This window comes from Nitrospirota bacterium (assembly GCA_040752355.1).
In the GTDB taxonomy this organism is placed as follows: domain Bacteria; phylum Nitrospirota; class Thermodesulfovibrionia; order Thermodesulfovibrionales; family Dissulfurispiraceae; genus JBFMCP01.
This window is the reverse complement of the sequence record JBFMHE010000013.1, coordinates 50,688-64,922: the sequence shown is the minus strand read 5'-3', so window position 1 is coordinate 64,922 and position 14,235 is coordinate 50,688. Positions and strand designations below refer to the sequence as shown.

General features: G+C 59.9%; 16 protein-coding genes and 1 tRNA gene. 6 read left to right on the top strand and 11 right to left on the bottom strand.

The window, feature by feature from the left end; all coding sequences use genetic code 11:
- Window positions 1-440 precede the first annotated feature (440 nt).
- Window positions 441-986: a hypothetical protein gene (locus AB1805_10630; protein MEW5745874.1), complete on the top strand. Its 546-nt coding sequence runs from the start codon at window positions 441-443 to the stop codon at window positions 984-986.
- Window positions 987-1,091: 105 nt separating this feature from the next.
- Here the strand turns inward: AB1805_10630 and AB1805_10625 are convergent, their stop codons facing one another.
- The 5 genes from AB1805_10625 to AB1805_10605 form a co-directional block, all read right to left on the bottom strand.
- Entirely contained in the window at window positions 1,092-1,655 is a 564-nt protein-coding gene (locus tag AB1805_10625) for an HPF/RaiA family ribosome-associated protein (GenBank protein MEW5745873.1), read from the bottom strand.
- A gap of 94 nt (window positions 1,656-1,749) precedes the next feature.
- On the bottom strand, window positions 1,750-3,636 hold the full coding sequence (locus AB1805_10620) for an Rne/Rng family ribonuclease (GenBank protein ID MEW5745872.1): 1,887 nt from the start codon (window positions 3,634-3,636) through the stop codon (window positions 1,750-1,752).
- Complete coding sequence (locus tag AB1805_10615) at window positions 3,636-3,944, bottom strand: hypothetical protein (GenBank protein ID MEW5745871.1); 309 nt, start codon at window positions 3,942-3,944, stop codon at window positions 3,636-3,638. Before AB1805_10615 ends, AB1805_10620 begins: the two co-directional genes overlap by 1 nt.
- A 78-nt stretch (window positions 3,945-4,022) precedes the next feature.
- The gene (locus AB1805_10610; protein MEW5745870.1) at window positions 4,023-5,054 is read right to left on the bottom strand and encodes a TIGR00730 family Rossman fold protein; all 1,032 of its coding nucleotides are present in this window, start codon (window positions 5,052-5,054) and stop codon (window positions 4,023-4,025) included.
- Window positions 5,055-5,365: 311 nt separating this feature from the next.
- Window positions 5,366-6,127 carry an MBL fold metallo-hydrolase gene (locus AB1805_10605; protein ID MEW5745869.1) on the bottom strand — a complete coding sequence of 254 codons (762 nt, stop codon included), beginning with the start codon at window positions 6,125-6,127 and terminating at the stop codon, window positions 5,366-5,368.
- A gap of 118 nt (window positions 6,128-6,245) precedes the next feature.
- Between AB1805_10605 and AB1805_10600 the strand changes: the two genes are divergently transcribed.
- The 4 genes from AB1805_10600 to AB1805_10585 all read left to right on the top strand — a co-directional run bounded on the left by AB1805_10600 (window position 6,246) and on the right by AB1805_10585 (window position 10,181).
- Window positions 6,246-7,238: a DUF523 and DUF1722 domain-containing protein gene (locus tag AB1805_10600; GenBank protein ID MEW5745868.1), complete on the top strand. Its 993-nt coding sequence runs from the start codon at window positions 6,246-6,248 to the stop codon at window positions 7,236-7,238.
- 98 nt (window positions 7,239-7,336) lie between these two features.
- Window positions 7,337-9,250 carry a molecular chaperone HtpG gene (gene htpG / locus AB1805_10595; GenBank protein ID MEW5745867.1) on the top strand — a complete coding sequence of 638 codons (1,914 nt, stop codon included), beginning with the start codon at window positions 7,337-7,339 and terminating at the stop codon, window positions 9,248-9,250.
- A 13-nt stretch (window positions 9,251-9,263) separates the two neighbouring features.
- The gene (locus AB1805_10590) at window positions 9,264-9,719 is read left to right on the top strand and encodes a hypothetical protein (protein ID MEW5745866.1); all 456 of its coding nucleotides are present in this window, start codon (window positions 9,264-9,266) and stop codon (window positions 9,717-9,719) included.
- A 297-nt stretch (window positions 9,720-10,016) separates the two neighbouring features.
- The gene (locus AB1805_10585) at window positions 10,017-10,181 is read left to right on the top strand and encodes a hypothetical protein (protein MEW5745865.1); all 165 of its coding nucleotides are present in this window, start codon (window positions 10,017-10,019) and stop codon (window positions 10,179-10,181) included.
- A 132-nt stretch (window positions 10,182-10,313) separates the two neighbouring features.
- Here AB1805_10585 and AB1805_10580 read toward each other — a convergent pair.
- The 3 genes from AB1805_10580 to AB1805_10570 all read right to left on the bottom strand — a co-directional run bounded on the left by AB1805_10580 (window position 10,314) and on the right by AB1805_10570 (window position 11,172).
- A tRNA-Pro gene (locus AB1805_10580) sits at window positions 10,314-10,391 on the bottom strand.
- Window positions 10,382-10,837, bottom strand: a complete 456-nt coding sequence (locus tag AB1805_10575; protein MEW5745864.1) for a MerR family transcriptional regulator — start codon at window positions 10,835-10,837, stop codon at window positions 10,382-10,384. Before AB1805_10575 ends, AB1805_10580 begins: the two co-directional genes overlap by 10 nt.
- 56 nt (window positions 10,838-10,893) lie before the next feature.
- The gene (locus AB1805_10570; protein ID MEW5745863.1) at window positions 10,894-11,172 is read right to left on the bottom strand and encodes an integration host factor subunit alpha; all 279 of its coding nucleotides are present in this window, start codon (window positions 11,170-11,172) and stop codon (window positions 10,894-10,896) included.
- 303 nt (window positions 11,173-11,475) lie between these two features.
- Between AB1805_10570 and dksA the strand changes: the two genes are divergently transcribed.
- Window positions 11,476-11,877 carry an RNA polymerase-binding protein DksA gene (gene dksA, locus AB1805_10565; GenBank protein MEW5745862.1) on the top strand — a complete coding sequence of 134 codons (402 nt, stop codon included), beginning with the start codon at window positions 11,476-11,478 and terminating at the stop codon, window positions 11,875-11,877.
- Here dksA and AB1805_10560 read toward each other — a convergent pair whose 3' ends face one another.
- Genes AB1805_10560 through AB1805_10550 form a run of 3 tightly spaced genes read right to left on the bottom strand, consistent with a single transcriptional unit; the run spans window position 11,878 to window position 14,185 of the window.
- Window positions 11,878-12,672 (bottom strand): ABC transporter permease, encoded by a 795-nt coding sequence (locus AB1805_10560; GenBank protein ID MEW5745861.1) that lies wholly within the window; start codon window positions 12,670-12,672, stop codon window positions 11,878-11,880.
- Between the two features lie 25 nt (window positions 12,673-12,697).
- Window positions 12,698-13,618 carry an ABC transporter permease gene (locus tag AB1805_10555; protein MEW5745860.1) on the bottom strand — a complete coding sequence of 307 codons (921 nt, stop codon included), beginning with the start codon at window positions 13,616-13,618 and terminating at the stop codon, window positions 12,698-12,700.
- Window positions 13,619-13,642: 24 nt separating this feature from the next.
- Window positions 13,643-14,185, bottom strand: coding sequence for a GNAT family N-acetyltransferase (locus AB1805_10550; GenBank protein ID MEW5745859.1), 543 nt, complete (start codon window positions 14,183-14,185; stop codon window positions 13,643-13,645).
- Between the last annotated feature and the right edge of the window lie 50 nt (window positions 14,186-14,235).

Sequence of the window (14,235 nt, the reverse complement as noted above, 5' to 3'; positions counted from 1 at the left end):
ACGCCTCCTCTCTCTACCTCCTCTGCTCAGACTTCGAGGCGTTTATGCGCACGAGAAGGAGGAACGCTCACTTCTCGAAAACTTGCCCTTTCAGGAATGAAGATACCAGAAGGGGGGTCACGGATTGGTCACGGATTCCGGAAGGCTGTTGAGGGGGCACACGAGGAGAGAGCGTCCGGCAAGGCAGTCGTTGCACTATTCATGAAAAGCCACACGCGCTTACCGGGGTCATTTTATTGAGGAAAAACAGGCATCTCTTTTCACCTTGCCCCCTCTTCTTTTTACTGCAGGTCATTCAGCAAGGCTTCATAGTTTAAGGAAGAGAGCACGCCTGGTTTCGATTGAGGATTGATGATGACCGGTTTCTGTGTACTGGCTGAAACTTCGTCGATTTTTCAATCATCAACCGTACACCTGAAGTTCAGTAGAGGAGGTGCTTTATGCGGACAAGAGTCGTTTCGATCTTTATCGTTATGCTTTTTGCGCTGAGTGTCCTCGGTTGTCAGAGCATTCCGCAGCAGCACAGAGGAGCGGCGACAGGGGCGGGAATCGGGGCCGCAACCGGCGCGGCTGCGGGCGCACTCTTGGGCAGCGAAGGTGCGAAGACCGGATCAGCGGTAATCGGCGGGCTCGTCGGCGCCCTGGTGCGCGGCGCCATCGGGCATTACACGCAGGACGTTAAGAGGGACAGGCAGACGACCGCGCGGCAGTACAACTACCGGCCTGCCTCAGGGTCCGTGCTCAGGATAGAGGATGCTTTCGCAACCCCGGCAGCAGTGCGACCGGGAGATGCGGTCAGCCTGAACACCACCTATGCAGTGCTCACGCCGAATCCCGCCGACACGGTGAGCGTGACCGAGGCGAGGAAAATCAGACACAACGGAGCGGTTATCGGAAATCCGCGGGTAACGGTGAAGCGCAACGGCAGCACCTTTACTTCATCGGTACCGTTGATGTTGCCGCCGAATGCCGACAGAGGGACCTGAACGGTCGTCACGACCGTTCAGAGCGGAGGGATGAGAGACTCGAAGGAAACAATGTTCAACGTTCAATAAAAATGGAAAGGGGGGCCGGCCGAGTCCGGCTCCCGTTCACTCCTCCAGCTTGTGAATGATCCTCTTCTCTTTCAGAACAGTGACCGAGCTTGCCTGGGGTCCCTTTTCTCCCCGCTCTTCGGCAAAGCGCACTTCAGTGCCTATCTCGAGGTGCTTCAGGTCGTGGTTCAGCAGGCTGTGCTCGTGAAAGTATACTTCGGTGCCGTCCGGCGTCATGAGAAGACCGTACCCTTTCTCGGGGAAGACGGCGCTCACCCGGGCATGGGGAGGCTCCTCGTGCTGCTTCACCTCGCCGCGCCGGCGTTGTGAAAAGTCCTCGAGCTGCCGGTATGCCGCATCAAAGGCGTCTCTGATAGCCGCCTGAAAGTCCTGGTTGGGCTCCCGCTCCACGTTGATCTCACTGCCCGGCACCAGGATGAAAATACGGACGTTATACGGCGCTCCCTCTCTGCGGTGGCGGTGCGGGGCCTCGACCACTACCCTGCACCAGATGATCCGGTCGTAAAATTCGTCGAGCTTATCGGCCTTCCTGGTTATCTCGTCTCTGATCCAGTCGCTCAGCTCCATGTCGCGAGCGGTAATCTGCAAGCGGGGGCTCATTAAGATACCTCCGAACGGCCTCATGAGACACGGTCTCGCTGCGTCTCCTACCCCCAGTCTAGCAACAGGGATGGGCTTTGTCAATTTGCCGCATCTATTCTTCTGTCTGGAGCTCGTTCTGGCCTTCGAACTGCTCGACGGTCCGGTCGAGGTAGTTAGCCTCAGGGCCCGAATCCGCACCTCCAGCTCCATTCCCGGCGCTGCTCTCGGCAGGACTGCCTGCGGCGTTGACCTTCGCCTGCTCTTTTTTCCGGCGGTCTCTCGAGCGCCGCCCCCTCCGCCGCGAACGCTTCGACGGGCGGCCCTGTGCCTCGGGCCCGGTCGCAGCAGCATCTTTTGTCTGAACCTCCCTCTCCTGCTCCGGGACCTCACCGGTCTGCTTTGCCTGCTGCCGGGGCTGCGGCGGGCACGGCTGCGCCTCTTTCGTCTCCTTCACTGCAGCCTCGCCTCCCTTTGCAGCCTCTCTCTGCAGATCGAGATCGACAGAGAACTGCCCGGGCGAGAGCTTCGTGTCGCCGATAACGGAGATAGCGATGCCGAACGACTTCTCGAGCTCCAGGATGTCGGCCCTCTTGCTGTTGATGAGGTAGTTCGCGCTCTCGACCGGCAGGCGGCAGGTGATGCCTCTCAAGGTACCCTCTGCCGCAGCATCGGCAGCGCGGTTGTGCATATCCCTGAGCGCGGCGATCGCGAGGCTGTCGTCGGCCTTCAGGACGCCGGCGCCGCCGCAGAGCGGACAGCTCCTGGTCATCGAGTCGGCGTAGGCGGTCCTGAGGCGCTCCCGCGTCATCTCGACGATGCCGAACCTCGATATCCCCGTAATATCGAAATGGGCCTTGTCCGTGCTCAAGGCGTTGCGGAACCGGCGCTCCACCTCCCTCCGGTTCTTCGAGGACTCCATATCGATGAAGTCGATAATCACCAGGCCGCCGATGTCCCGCATCCGCAGCTGGCGGGCTACCTCATCCGCTGCCTCGAGGTTGGTCCTGAACGCCGTGGCCTCGATGTGCTCCTCTTTCCTGCTCCTGCCCGAGTTGACGTCGATGGCGGTAAGCGCCTCGGTCCGGTCGAAGACGATGTACCCCTGGGAGGGAAGAGAAACGAACCGCTCGTTGATCTTGGCGATCTGCTCCTCGATGGCATAGGACGAGAAGATGGGCCGCCGGTCGCGGTAGTGCTTGATATTGACCTTGCGGCCCGGCATGGTCTTCCGCAGAAAATCCTTTATCATGCGGTACGCCTCCGCATCATCGACGAGCACCTCGGCCACATCCGAGGTGAGATAGTCCCTCACGGTCTTCACCGCTATATCATGCTCTTTATAGATGAGCGCGGGAGGAGCCGCCTTTTTCGACTCGGCCTTTATCTTGTTCCACAATTTGGTGAGGTACTTGAGATCGGTATCCAGCTCCTCGCTCGTCGTGTCGCCCGAGGCGGTCCTGAGGATGAAGCCTATGTTCTTCGGAAGCTTGAGAGAGGAAAAGAGGCCCTTCAGCCGCTCCCGGTCCTCGCGCCCCTCGATCTTCCGCGAGATGCCGATCATCCGCTCCTGTCCCGGCATCATCACGATGAAACGGCCCGGCAGCGAGATGTAGGTGGTCAGGCTCGCTCCCTTCGTGTCCCGCTCGTCCTTCTCGACCTGGACGATGAGCTCCTGACCCTTCACGAGGACGTCCTGTATCCTCGGACGCCTCCCCTCTTTCTTTTCTTTATCTTTATCTTTCTCTTTCCCTTTTCCCTTATGGTAATACTCGGGCTGCAGCTCGCGCATCTGGAGGAAGCCGTGCTTCTTCTGCCCGAAATCGACGAATGCCGCCTGGAGCCCGGGCTCGACGCGGACAACGACCCCCTTGTAGATATTGCCCTTGAGCTGCTCGCGCGCAGCGACCTCCACGTAGAAATCGATCAGCCTGTCGCCTTCGACAATAGCCACTCTCTTCTCTTCGGGATACAAGGCGTTTATCAGGATCCTCTTGCTCATTACTCGTATATCTCCTTATCAGTAGTGGGGCCGTCGGGCTCTCCCCTCCCGAGCTCGTGGTGCAGCAGCTGCAGCGACTCGGTCACCGGAAGCTCGGGGTATCTGACGATCGCGGCGATCATCTCGGCGAGCGGATAATCGGCATAGTGTTTATCCGGATAGACGACACGGATAAACTTCCTCTTCAGCAGGAAGCAGCGCCTCGGCCTGCCGTCGCTGCCGGTGAAGGGAATGATTACATGCTCACCGTCTTCCTCAAGCCCGTAACGGCTGATTAACTCGTTTACTTCGTCACCATCACTGGTCACAGTATGACCCCTCGCCCTCATGCCGCCGCCCGTTACGGCGCGACGAACGGCGCCAGGCGGTGCTATACCGCAGGGGCATCAGCAGCTGTTCACCCTGTCGATCAACGCCCGCAGTCTCCCGAAATCCTTCTTATTGAAGTCGAGCACCAGCCGGGGAAGCTGCGCCGTCTCGGGCTCGTCGGCCTCTGCAGGCAGCGGACCGGACGATTCGATGCTGCCCCCCGGCATCAAGATATCGTGAAACTCTTCGTTCAGCTCCCTGATCGCCTTCGGCTCGAGGGGAGCAGTCAGCCGCATGACCAGCTTCCTCTCCACGTAGCGCTGGCTGTGGTAGCGGCGGAAGAAGGTGGTGATCCGCTCCACAGCGGTCTCCACGGAATCGACGAGCTCGAAGAGCCGGAAGTCGGAAGGGCTTACGTACCCGCGCGGCAGCAGCTCCTCCCTGAAAAAGCGGAGCCACCACGCCCAATAGTTCCCGCCCGGCTCATCGATGAGCACCAGGGGCATGGGGGTGCGCTTGCCGGTCTGAATGAGCGTAAGGGTCTCCATCGCCTCATCGAGCGTGCCGAACCCGCCCGGGAAGAGCGCTATCGCGCTCGCCTCCTTGAGAAAGGCGACCTTCCGGTTGAAAAAATACTTGTAGGTGATCAGGCGGGGACTGCCCTCGAGCGTAGGGTTCGGCTTCTGCTCGAAGGGAAGGCGGATGTTGACCCCGAAGGAGTGCTCCGGCCCCGCTCCCTCGTTGACCGCCTGCATGATGCCGCCCCCTGCCCCGGTGATGACCATGTAGCTCTCCCGGGCCAGCGCTGCACCGAAGCTATGCGCCATCCGGTAGAGCAGCTCGTCAGGGGCGATCCGCGCCGAGCCGAAGACCGTAACCTTCCGGGCATCGCGATAGGGACCGAAAATCTTTGCGGTGAACCGCATCTCCTTGAGCGTCGTGTTCATCAGCTTCAGGTCTGCTTTGATATCTTCTTCCTGGCCCGCTTTCAGCGACGCGAGGATCATCTCCCTCACGAGCTCGGGATGGTGAACTCCTTCCACGAGCTCCATCAGACGATCGATCGTCTCGTCGATAGGGCCGTTGGTCCTCGTAAAGTGAAGCTCCATACCTACCTTCCCCCTCTCTTCCGTAACCGCTTCTGAAAACGACGGGTCCGCTCGTGATACGGCGCGCATGCCTCTCGAGAGATTCCATACACACCGCCGCGCAGTAAGCGCCCGCAGTGCGCCACGGCAGGGGCGGGACCGGCTGCAAAAGGACTTCCCTCGTGTGCCGTAAGCAGCGGTACGAGCTTCTTGCTTATCTCCAGGAGCATGCTCCCGATTGTTGAACGCGGCAGGACATCTTTTATACTAACAGAATCAATAGGGGAGTATCTATATCCTTCAGGAGAGGGCAGGGGAGAGTTCCTTTCGCGCTAGAGGCATAGCGGCGCTGACGCGTGATAGCGGGCGGCTACATGGAGACTCAAGCCGGGGCCGAGGACCGAACGGTGGGTCTCGAGGGCGAGCCGGGGCGTATTGTTCTGCTCCGAGAGATGGGCGAGGCAGGCCCAGCGCAGCCGGGGGCTCGCCTTGAGCAGCGCCGCCGCTTCCTCGTTCGAAATATGCCCCGCGGTTCCCTTGATGCGGCGCTTGAGCACCGCGGGATAGGGGCCGTGCTTCAGCATTTCGGGATCGTAATTGCTCTCGATGAAGACCCCGTCGAGGGTGGGCAGGAGGGCATGCAGCTCGTCGAAGGGATGGCCGAGATCGGTCATGACCCCGAGGCGCTTCCCGTCGCTCTCGACTATGAAGACGGCGCCGTCGATGGCGTCGTGGGGCGTGGGAACGGTCCTGACCGAGACGGTCCCGAAGTCGAGCGTTCCTCCGGCAAAGAAGAAGTTCACCTTCCGCAGTATCCCCAGCCGGTGGCGGGCGTCGGCCCGTTCGAGCGTCCGGGGGGTAATGTAGAGCGGCAGGCCGTATTTGCGCTGGTACACGCCCGCATACCGGACATGGTCGGCGTGGTCGTGGGAGATGATCACCCCGTCGACCTCCCGTATATCGCGCCCCTGCGCGGCGAGACGGCGGGCCGCCTCGATGCCGCAGATGCCGGCGTCGAAGAGCAGCTTCACCCTCCCCGCCTCGACATAGATGCAGTTGCCGTTGCTGCCCGACTGTAAAGAAATAGCACGCATGCTCGCCTTTAAAAGTATACCTTAGAACGCCGTCCCTCTATAGTCGCATATCGGCGGCGCATATAACAAGCGCCCGCGCCTATTCATCACCGCTCCGAATACTCTATACTGTGAGTATATGAAGACCCGTTCGAGCCGCAGCGGAAGAGGGACCATCCCCGGCGGGGGGACGATCAGGCTCGGCATCAGCGCCTGCCTCCTGGGGCAGAAAGTGCGCTATGATGCGGGGCACAAATACGACCCCTATCTCGTCGAGACCCTCGGCAGATACGTCGAGTGGGTATCGGTATGCCCTGAAGTGGAGAGCGGCCTGCCGGTGCCGCGCGAAGCGATGCGCCTCGTCGGAACTCCCGAAGCCCCCCGCCTCGTCACCCGGACCTCGGGCATCGACCATACCGGCCGGATGCTCCGGTGGGCCGAACAAAAGCTGACGACACTCGAACAGATGGATCTCTCCGGCTTCGTCTTCAAAAGCAGGTCGCCGAGCTCCGGGATGCAGGGAGTCACGATATACAATGCCTCGGGGATGCCGTCGCGCAGGGGCCCGGGCCTCTTTGCAGGAGCCTTCATGCGCCGTTTCCCGCTCATCCCGGTCGAGGATGAGGGAAGGCTCCACGACCCCGGGCTGCGGGAGAACTTCATCGAGCGGATATTCGTCTTCAAGCGCTGGCAGGAGCTCATGAGACGGGGAAGAGCGCTCAGGGACCTCGTCGCCTTTCACACGGAGCACAAGCTCCTGGTGCTCGCCCACAGCCCCCGGCACTACCGGCTCCTCGGCGCGCTCGTTGCCGGTGCGAAGAAGCTCCCCCCCGAAAAGCTCCATGCCGGGTATCTCGCCGGGCTCATGGAGGGGCTCCGCCTCATCGCAACGGTCAGGAAGAATACGAATGTGCTCCACCATATGCTCGGCTACTTCAAGAAGCGGCTCTCGGCGGACGAAAAGCAGGAGGTCCTCGGGATAATCGACAGCTACCATAAAGGGGATATCCCTCTCATCGTCCCTGTCGTGCTCCTGGAGCACTTTGCGCGGAAATACGATGAGCCCTATCTCATGCGGCAGCACTACCTCAACCCCCATCCGCTGGAGCTCACGTTGCGAAACCACGCCTGAGCCGCTGCCGCAAACTCCCCGGGCAGCATCTCCTTGACATTCACTTTCGGGCTATACTATAAAAAATATCTAACTCAGCATATGCGAGGTGCTTTTACATGACTACCCAGACCATGGAGTTCAAGACCGAGGTCAAGCAGCTCCTCGACCTCATGATCCACTCTCTCTATTCGCACAAGGAGATATTTCTCAGGGAGCTCATCTCCAACGCCTCCGATGCGATCGACAAGGCGCGGTACGAATCGCTCACCAGCAGCGCCGTAGCCGAGGACGCCGGCGAATGGAAGATCCGCATCGCCGCCGATACCGGAGCAAGAACGCTCTCCGTGAGCGACAACGGGATCGGCATGACCAGGGACGAGGCTGCTCAAGCCCTCGGCACGATCGCCCATTCAGGGACCAAGGAGTTCCTCGCCGCGCTGCAGCGTAAGGACCTCACGAGCAATCCCGAGCTCATCGGCCAGTTCGGCGTCGGCTTCTACTCCTCCTTCATGGTAGCCGACAAGGTGACGGTGCTTTCGAAGAAGGCGGGACAGAAAGGCAGCGCCGGAGTAAAGTGGGAATCCACCGCCGACGGCTCCTTCACGATCGAGGATGTCGAGCGCGAAAAGCCCGGCACCGAGGTCATCCTGCATCTCAAGGAGGGAGAGGAGAAATACCTGAGCGAGTGGGAGCTGCGGAATACGGTCAGGAAGTACTCCGACTATATCGAGCACCCCATTGTCATGGAAGTGGAGCGGGAGGAAGAGTCGGCCCTCGAGAAGGGGAAGAAGATCACCGTAAAGAAGGAAGAGATCCTCAACTCCCGGAAGGCCCTCTGGCTGAAGAGCAAGGCGGAGATCTCGGCGGAGGAGTACACCGAATTCTACCGCCACCTCTCGCACGACTTTTCCGACCCTCTGAAGACGATCCATTATCGCGCGGAAGGCACCTCCGAATTCACCCTGCTCCTCTACATCCCCTCGCGGGCGCCGTTCAACATCCTCTACAAGGATTACAAGATCGGTCCGGCGCTCTACGTGAGGAGAGTGCAGATCATGGACCACTGCGAGGAGCTCCTGCCGCCCTACCTGCGCTTCGTCAGGGGTGTCGTCGATTCGTCGGACCTCCCGCTCAATGTCTCGCGGGAGATCCTCCAGTCGAACCGGCAGGTCGAGATCATCAAGAAGAATATCACCCGCCAGGTGCTCGAGGCGCTCAAAGAGCTGAAAGACAAGGAATACGATAAGTATCTCTCCTTCTACAAGGAGCTCGGCAGGGTCCTGAAAGAGGGCGTCCACTTCGACTTCGCCCGGCGCGAGCAGATCGCCGACCTCCTGCTCTTCCCTTCGACGAAGACCGGGAGGGATTCCTTCACCACGCTCGAGGCGTACGTGAGCGCCATGAAAGAGGGACAGGAGGATATCTACTATATTACCGGCGCCTCCTTTGACGAGGCGCTCGCCTCTCCCTACCTCGAAGCCTTCAAGGAAAAAGGATACGAGGTGCTCATCATGCTCGACGACATCGACGACATCGTTATGGGCCCGCTCGAGTACAAGGGCAAGCGCCTGAAGTCGGTGATCAGGGGCGACATCACGCTCGATGCGAAAGAGGAGACGGAGCGGCAGGAGGCGCGGAAGCGGTACGAGCAGCTGGTGGAGCTCATAAAAGACCAGCTCAGGGATGACGTAAAGGATGTGCGGTTCTCGTCGCGGCTGAAAGACTCGCCCTGCTGCCTCGTCGCCGACGAGGGAGACCTCGATCCCCATACGGAGAAGCTGCTCAAAGCCATGGGCCAGGAGATACCGGCCCATAAGCGCATCCTCGAGATCAATCCCGGACACCCCCTCCTCGAGACGATGCAGCGCATGTTCGAGAAGGACGGCCGCGATCCCGTCCTGAAAGAGTACATCGGGCTTCTTTACGACCAGGCGGCGCTGCTCGAGGGATCGAAGCCCAAGGACCCCGCTGCCTTTGCGCGGGCGATAGCGAAGATCATGGTAGAGCGCGCACAGCAGGGCGCTGCATGAGCGGGGTGCAGGGATGAGAAGGCTCGCCGGCTACAAGATCATCGATGAGGAGGAGGGGTTCGTGCCCGACCTCCTCGATGAAGCGCATCTCTTCACCGATATGGAGAGCCTGAACCGCTTCTTCAGGTACTACGAGCACGAACGGCAGTGGATCGTCATTCCCGTTTACCAGGACAGGCGCCCCGGTGAAGACCAGGAGCCGCCCGATTACCACCTCATCAGCAGGGAGGAGGCCGAAGCCCTCATCCCCGAAAACGACTACCCCGGCCGGAAGCTCATCGGGTACCAGATCGTCACCCATGACGAGTACCTCCCGCCCGAGAACATGGACGAGAACGAGATCTTCACCGCCATGGCGCTGATCAATCGCTTCTTCCTCGACCTCTCCCCCGACGACCAACGCTGGATCGTCATCCCCGTTTATGAGGGAGATATCGAGCATCCCGAGGTCGTGACCGATCCGTTCTGATCAGGCAGCCGCCGCGCTGCTGCCGCCCTCTGCATTCAGCTCACCCCGACCGTTGACAGCACCGATAGGGCTGCTAGAATCTAATTAGATACCGGACAGCCACGATGCTGCAACGGCTCGGATCCCGAACCGATGTCCCGTAAAAACCCCGTACCCCACGTATGCCCTTCTCTTCCCTTCACGCTCATCCGATAATCACCCTCTCTGCAGGCAGAGGCGCAGTCGAGACGGGGTGCGACCGGGTACGCCGTTCAAGCGGACCGACTGAACGGAGATGCAGCAGGATAGGGAGACGTTATGGATACAGAAAAACTGGAACGCTTCGACCAGCTTATCGCCCTCGCCGAGGAGCATCTCGAATGCATGCGGGGGACTATTTACGAGCGCTACGCTGAACACCTGCTCAAGGAGGTCATGGACGAGCGGGAGGAGTATATCACGTATATGACGCACAGCAACTGACCGCAGCAGCGAGCTCCCCGCCTTTAGAGAATGCCGAGATGCGCCTGCCTCCGATCCCCGGAAGAGCGTTCGTTATAATGAAATGCAACAAGGGGATAGAAGAGTCTGCCTCCTCTATCCCCTTGCCGGAATTGGTCGGGGCGATCCGATTCGAACGGACGACCTCTCGCACCCCAAGCGAGTGCGCTATCCAGGCTGCGCTACGCCCCGAAATGGTGCTGGAGAATTTCCTTGAGTCTCGACTTGACCAGGGTGAGGACCTCTTCAGTATCAGCGCTGCGAGCGCTGCCCTCTTTCCGCCGCCCTGCGTCTTGTTCTGCGGGACTCTCGACAGTCTCTGCGGCCGCATCGGCCACGAGGGAGAGTGTCGTGTGCGGGGGCTCTGCGGCTGCGCCGAACTTGCGCCGCACCCCGTCGATGGTGTACTTCTCCTCATAGAGGAGCTTCTTGATCTGGAGGACCAGATCGATATCCGCTCGCGTATAGACACGCTGTCCGGATTTGCTCTTCCGCGGCTTGAGAAAGGAGAACTCCGTCTCCCAGTATCTCAAGACGTAGGATTCAACGCCGACCAGCCTGCTGACTTCCCCGATCTTGTAAAAGAGCTTCTCCGGGAAAAGCCTCAGGGTCTGCGGCGACTCGTACGCATCGTGCATTGCTAGTAATTATACGTCAATCCCAAAATTTTTTCCCGCCTCCCCGGAGGAACGCGTCACACCTTCTCCACCGCTTCCTTGAGCTGGTCGCTCGCCTTGAAGGTGACGACCCGCCGCGGCGTGATCTCGACCTCCTCCTTGGTCTTGGGATTCCTTCCGATCCGCGAGTTCTTCTTCCGTACGTTGAACGTGCCGAACCCCGAAACCTTTATCGATTCACCGGCGATAAGGGTCTGTTTGATGGAGTCAAAGACCGTTTCTACTATATCCTGTGCCTCGTTTCTCGGAAGTCCCACCTTTTCAAAAACGTAGTTGACGATATCTGCCTTGGTCATCGGTTCCCTCGCATTCTTTACTCGTACCGGTTATTACACACCGTCTGCATAACCATCATCAGTCTATAATTTTATATTACCGCCTTCCCTAATTGTCAAGCATTTCAAGAGATTACTGCATGCGCTCGAAGACAGCGCCCGGCAAGGGCCCCGGTCCCTACTAAAGATTCATACAGTTTTTACCCGATGTCAAGCTCCTCTCTGCGAAGGATCGGCCGAGAGGGGATTCGTTGTTTGACGACCCCTCGCTCTTTCTGGTATGCTTTTTAAATATATTTTATTTCACGATGAAGAGGCATGGAGATGAAAGGCAAGGACAAGGCAAAACCGGCGGAAAGCAGCTCGTCACGGGAGAAGAAGATCCAGGATATAAAGAAGAAGCTCGCCGAGCAGCGCGAGGCGCTGCTCAACGAAGCGGGCATGGCGCTCAACGAGCTCCCCGACGAGAGCATCTTCCCCGAACTGGGCGACCAGGCGTCTGCTGAAATAGACAGGAATTTCATGCTCAAGCTGAGGGGAAGAGAGAGAAAGCTCCTCAAGAAGATAGAAGAAGCGATTGAGAAGATCGACTCCGGCGTCTACGGTATCTGCGATACCTGCGGCGAAGAGATCAATATCAAGCGGCTCGAAGCACGGCCGGTAACCACCATGTGCATCGAGTGCAAGACCGAGCAGGAAGAGGAAGAGAAACTGCGCGAGCGGTAGTCACGCTTCGGCGTCCCGCACCTCGAATCTCCTTTTCAGCACCTCCCCCATCCGATTGAAACAGAAGGCCGTTATCGACAGCACCAGTCCGGGATAGAAGACCATCCACGGTGCTGTCAGGATATACGTGCGGTTGGCGCTGATCATCGAGCCCCAGGTCGGCGTCGGCGGCTGCGCGCCGAGCCCGAGGAAGCTGAGGGTCGCTTCGGTGAGCATAAAGCCCCCCAGTTTAATCCCCATCAGGACGAGACTCAAGGGAATACAGAGCGGCGCGATATGCACGAAGAGGATACGCATCGTGCTGCACCCCGCCGCCCGCGCAGCATCGACGAAGGCCGCATCCCTGATCGTCAGCACATGGCCCCGCACGAGCCGCGCAAAGGAAGTCCATCCGACTGCCGCCAGCGCGATCATGACCGTCGTGATGCCCGGAGGAAGGATGACCGAGATGGCGATGGCGAGGAGCAGGGAGGGAAAGGAGAGCACGAAGTCGACGACCGCCGTCACCGCCGTATCGAACCTGCCGCCGAAATAGCCTGCGGTCAGGCCGACCACGAACCCGATGGCCGCAGCGATAAAGGCGGCGAGCGCCGCCACGCCGATCGATATCTTCGCTCCGTGGATCACCCGCGAGAGCACATCCCTGCCCTTCGTATCCGTCCCGAAAGGATGGGAAAGGCTCGGCGCCTGCTTCAATGCATCGAGGTCGATGCCGTTCGGGTCGTCGAGCGGGAGCAGGGGGGCGCAGAGCGAGGCAGCGAGGAGAGCGAGGACCACCAGGAGCGACAGCGGCACGCGCCGGATCCTCCTCATAAGGAGACTACCTTTCCCTCGCATCGAGACGGACCCTCGGGTCGAGATAGTGGTACAGGATGTCGGTCACGAGGTTGATCATGACGAAGATGACCGTACCGGCAATGATGCAGCCCATGATGACCGGATAATCCCGCTTCAGTATGCCTTCCATCGTAAAGCGCCCTATGCCGTCCCATCCGAAGATCGTCTCGGTCACCACCGCGCCGTTCAGGTAGCTGCCGAAGTCGAGGCCTATGATCGTGACGATGGGGATCAGCGCATTCTTGAGCACATGGACCGCCCCTATCCTCTTCGCCGGAATGCCCTTGGCCCTGGCCGTATTCACGAAGGGCATCGTCATGATGTCGGCGACGGTGGCTTTGGTCACCCGCACCAGGGTCGCGGTTGCGGGGATCGCCAGGACCGTCGCGGGAAGCACGAGGAACCGGAGGTCGCCGGTGCCCGAGGGAGGCAGGAGCTTCAGCTTCAGGCTGAAGACGATCATCACCATGAGCGCGCTCCAGAACACGGGAACACTCACACCGGCGAGAGAGAAGGCGTCGATGCCCTTTTCGAGAAGGCCGCCTCGCCTATAGGCGGCGGCGACGCCGAGGAGGATGCCGGAGGGCACGGTCACGAGCATCGCGGCAAAGGCGAGCTTCAGCGTATTGGGGAACTTCGCCGCGATGTCGGGCAGCACTTCCCTGCTGGTATAGTAGGATCTGCCGAAATCCCCGGTCGCGAGCAGCTTCAGGTACCCCGTATACTGGGCAAAGAATCCCCGGTCCGCGCCGAGCTCCTTCCTGATGCGCTCGATGCTCTCCGGGCTCGCCCGCTCCCCGACGAGACTCGTCACGATATCTCCGGGAAGCGATTTGAGGAGGAAGAAGGCAAAGAGAGTCACCCCGAGCAGAAGGGGGATGAGCAGCGCCATTCTCTTGAGAATATAGGTTCTGATGACAATCTCCCGCTACTCCAGGAACATCCCCATGTAGACCTCGTCGATGTAGTTCTTCCCGACGCGGATCTGCTTCTGCCGGGTGCCGTCCTCGACAAACCCGGCCTTGCGGAAGAGATTGAGGGAACGCTTGTTGGTCGTAAAGATGGCAGCCTCGAGCTTTGTGAAACCCCGCTCCCTGGCCCATGCCGCGGTATACTTCAGCATCTCCGTACCGATGCCGTGACCGCGATACTCCTTCGCTATATGCAGTCCGATATTGAGGACATGGGCGGTCTGCGGCCGGCCACCGCCGTCGGCCTGGAGCGCGGCGAGACTCCCGATGACCGCGCCGTCGGCAACCGCCACGAGGAGCAGGTTGTGCTGCCGGTCCATGTCCCTGATGTACGCCTCTTCGGATGCCGCGTTTCTGCCGTACTCCTCCATCAGCACATAGCTCCGTTCGAGGGACGTGGACCTGACGGTGTTGATGATCTCGGCGGCATCGGCGGGAACCGCCGGCCTGAGGGTGACCTCCCTGCCATCCTTTGCCACGAACGTGTACGTCTCATCCATGATTGCGACCCTCCCTGCAGTGGACCTTCGCTTTGATTATACCCTAGTTT

Coding starts and splice junctions, on each gene's coding strand:
- htpG (MEW5745867.1), top strand. CDS start 7,337: ATGACTACCCAGACCATGGAGTTCAAGACCGAGGTCAAGCAGCTCCTC.
- AB1805_10630 (MEW5745874.1), top strand. CDS start 441: ATGCGGACAAGAGTCGTTTCGATCTTTATCGTTATGCTTTTTGCGCTG.
- AB1805_10550 (MEW5745859.1), bottom strand. CDS start 14,185: ATGGATGAGACGTACACGTTCGTGGCAAAGGATGGCAGGGAGGTCACC.
- AB1805_10590 (MEW5745866.1), top strand. CDS start 9,264: ATGAGAAGGCTCGCCGGCTACAAGATCATCGATGAGGAGGAGGGGTTC.
- AB1805_10570 (MEW5745863.1), bottom strand. CDS start 11,172: ATGACCAAGGCAGATATCGTCAACTACGTTTTTGAAAAGGTGGGACTT.
- AB1805_10605 (MEW5745869.1), bottom strand. CDS start 6,127: ATGCGTGCTATTTCTTTACAGTCGGGCAGCAACGGCAACTGCATCTAT.
- AB1805_10610 (MEW5745870.1), bottom strand. CDS start 5,054: ATGGAGCTTCACTTTACGAGGACCAACGGCCCTATCGACGAGACGATC.
- AB1805_10620 (MEW5745872.1), bottom strand. CDS start 3,636: ATGAGCAAGAGGATCCTGATAAACGCCTTGTATCCCGAAGAGAAGAGA.
- AB1805_10575 (MEW5745864.1), bottom strand. CDS start 10,837: ATGCACGATGCGTACGAGTCGCCGCAGACCCTGAGGCTTTTCCCGGAG.
- AB1805_10600 (MEW5745868.1), top strand. CDS start 6,246: ATGAAGACCCGTTCGAGCCGCAGCGGAAGAGGGACCATCCCCGGCGGG.
- AB1805_10625 (MEW5745873.1), bottom strand. CDS start 1,655: ATGAGCCCCCGCTTGCAGATTACCGCTCGCGACATGGAGCTGAGCGAC.
- AB1805_10585 (MEW5745865.1), top strand. CDS start 10,017: ATGGATACAGAAAAACTGGAACGCTTCGACCAGCTTATCGCCCTCGCC.
- dksA (MEW5745862.1), top strand. CDS start 11,476: ATGAAAGGCAAGGACAAGGCAAAACCGGCGGAAAGCAGCTCGTCACGG.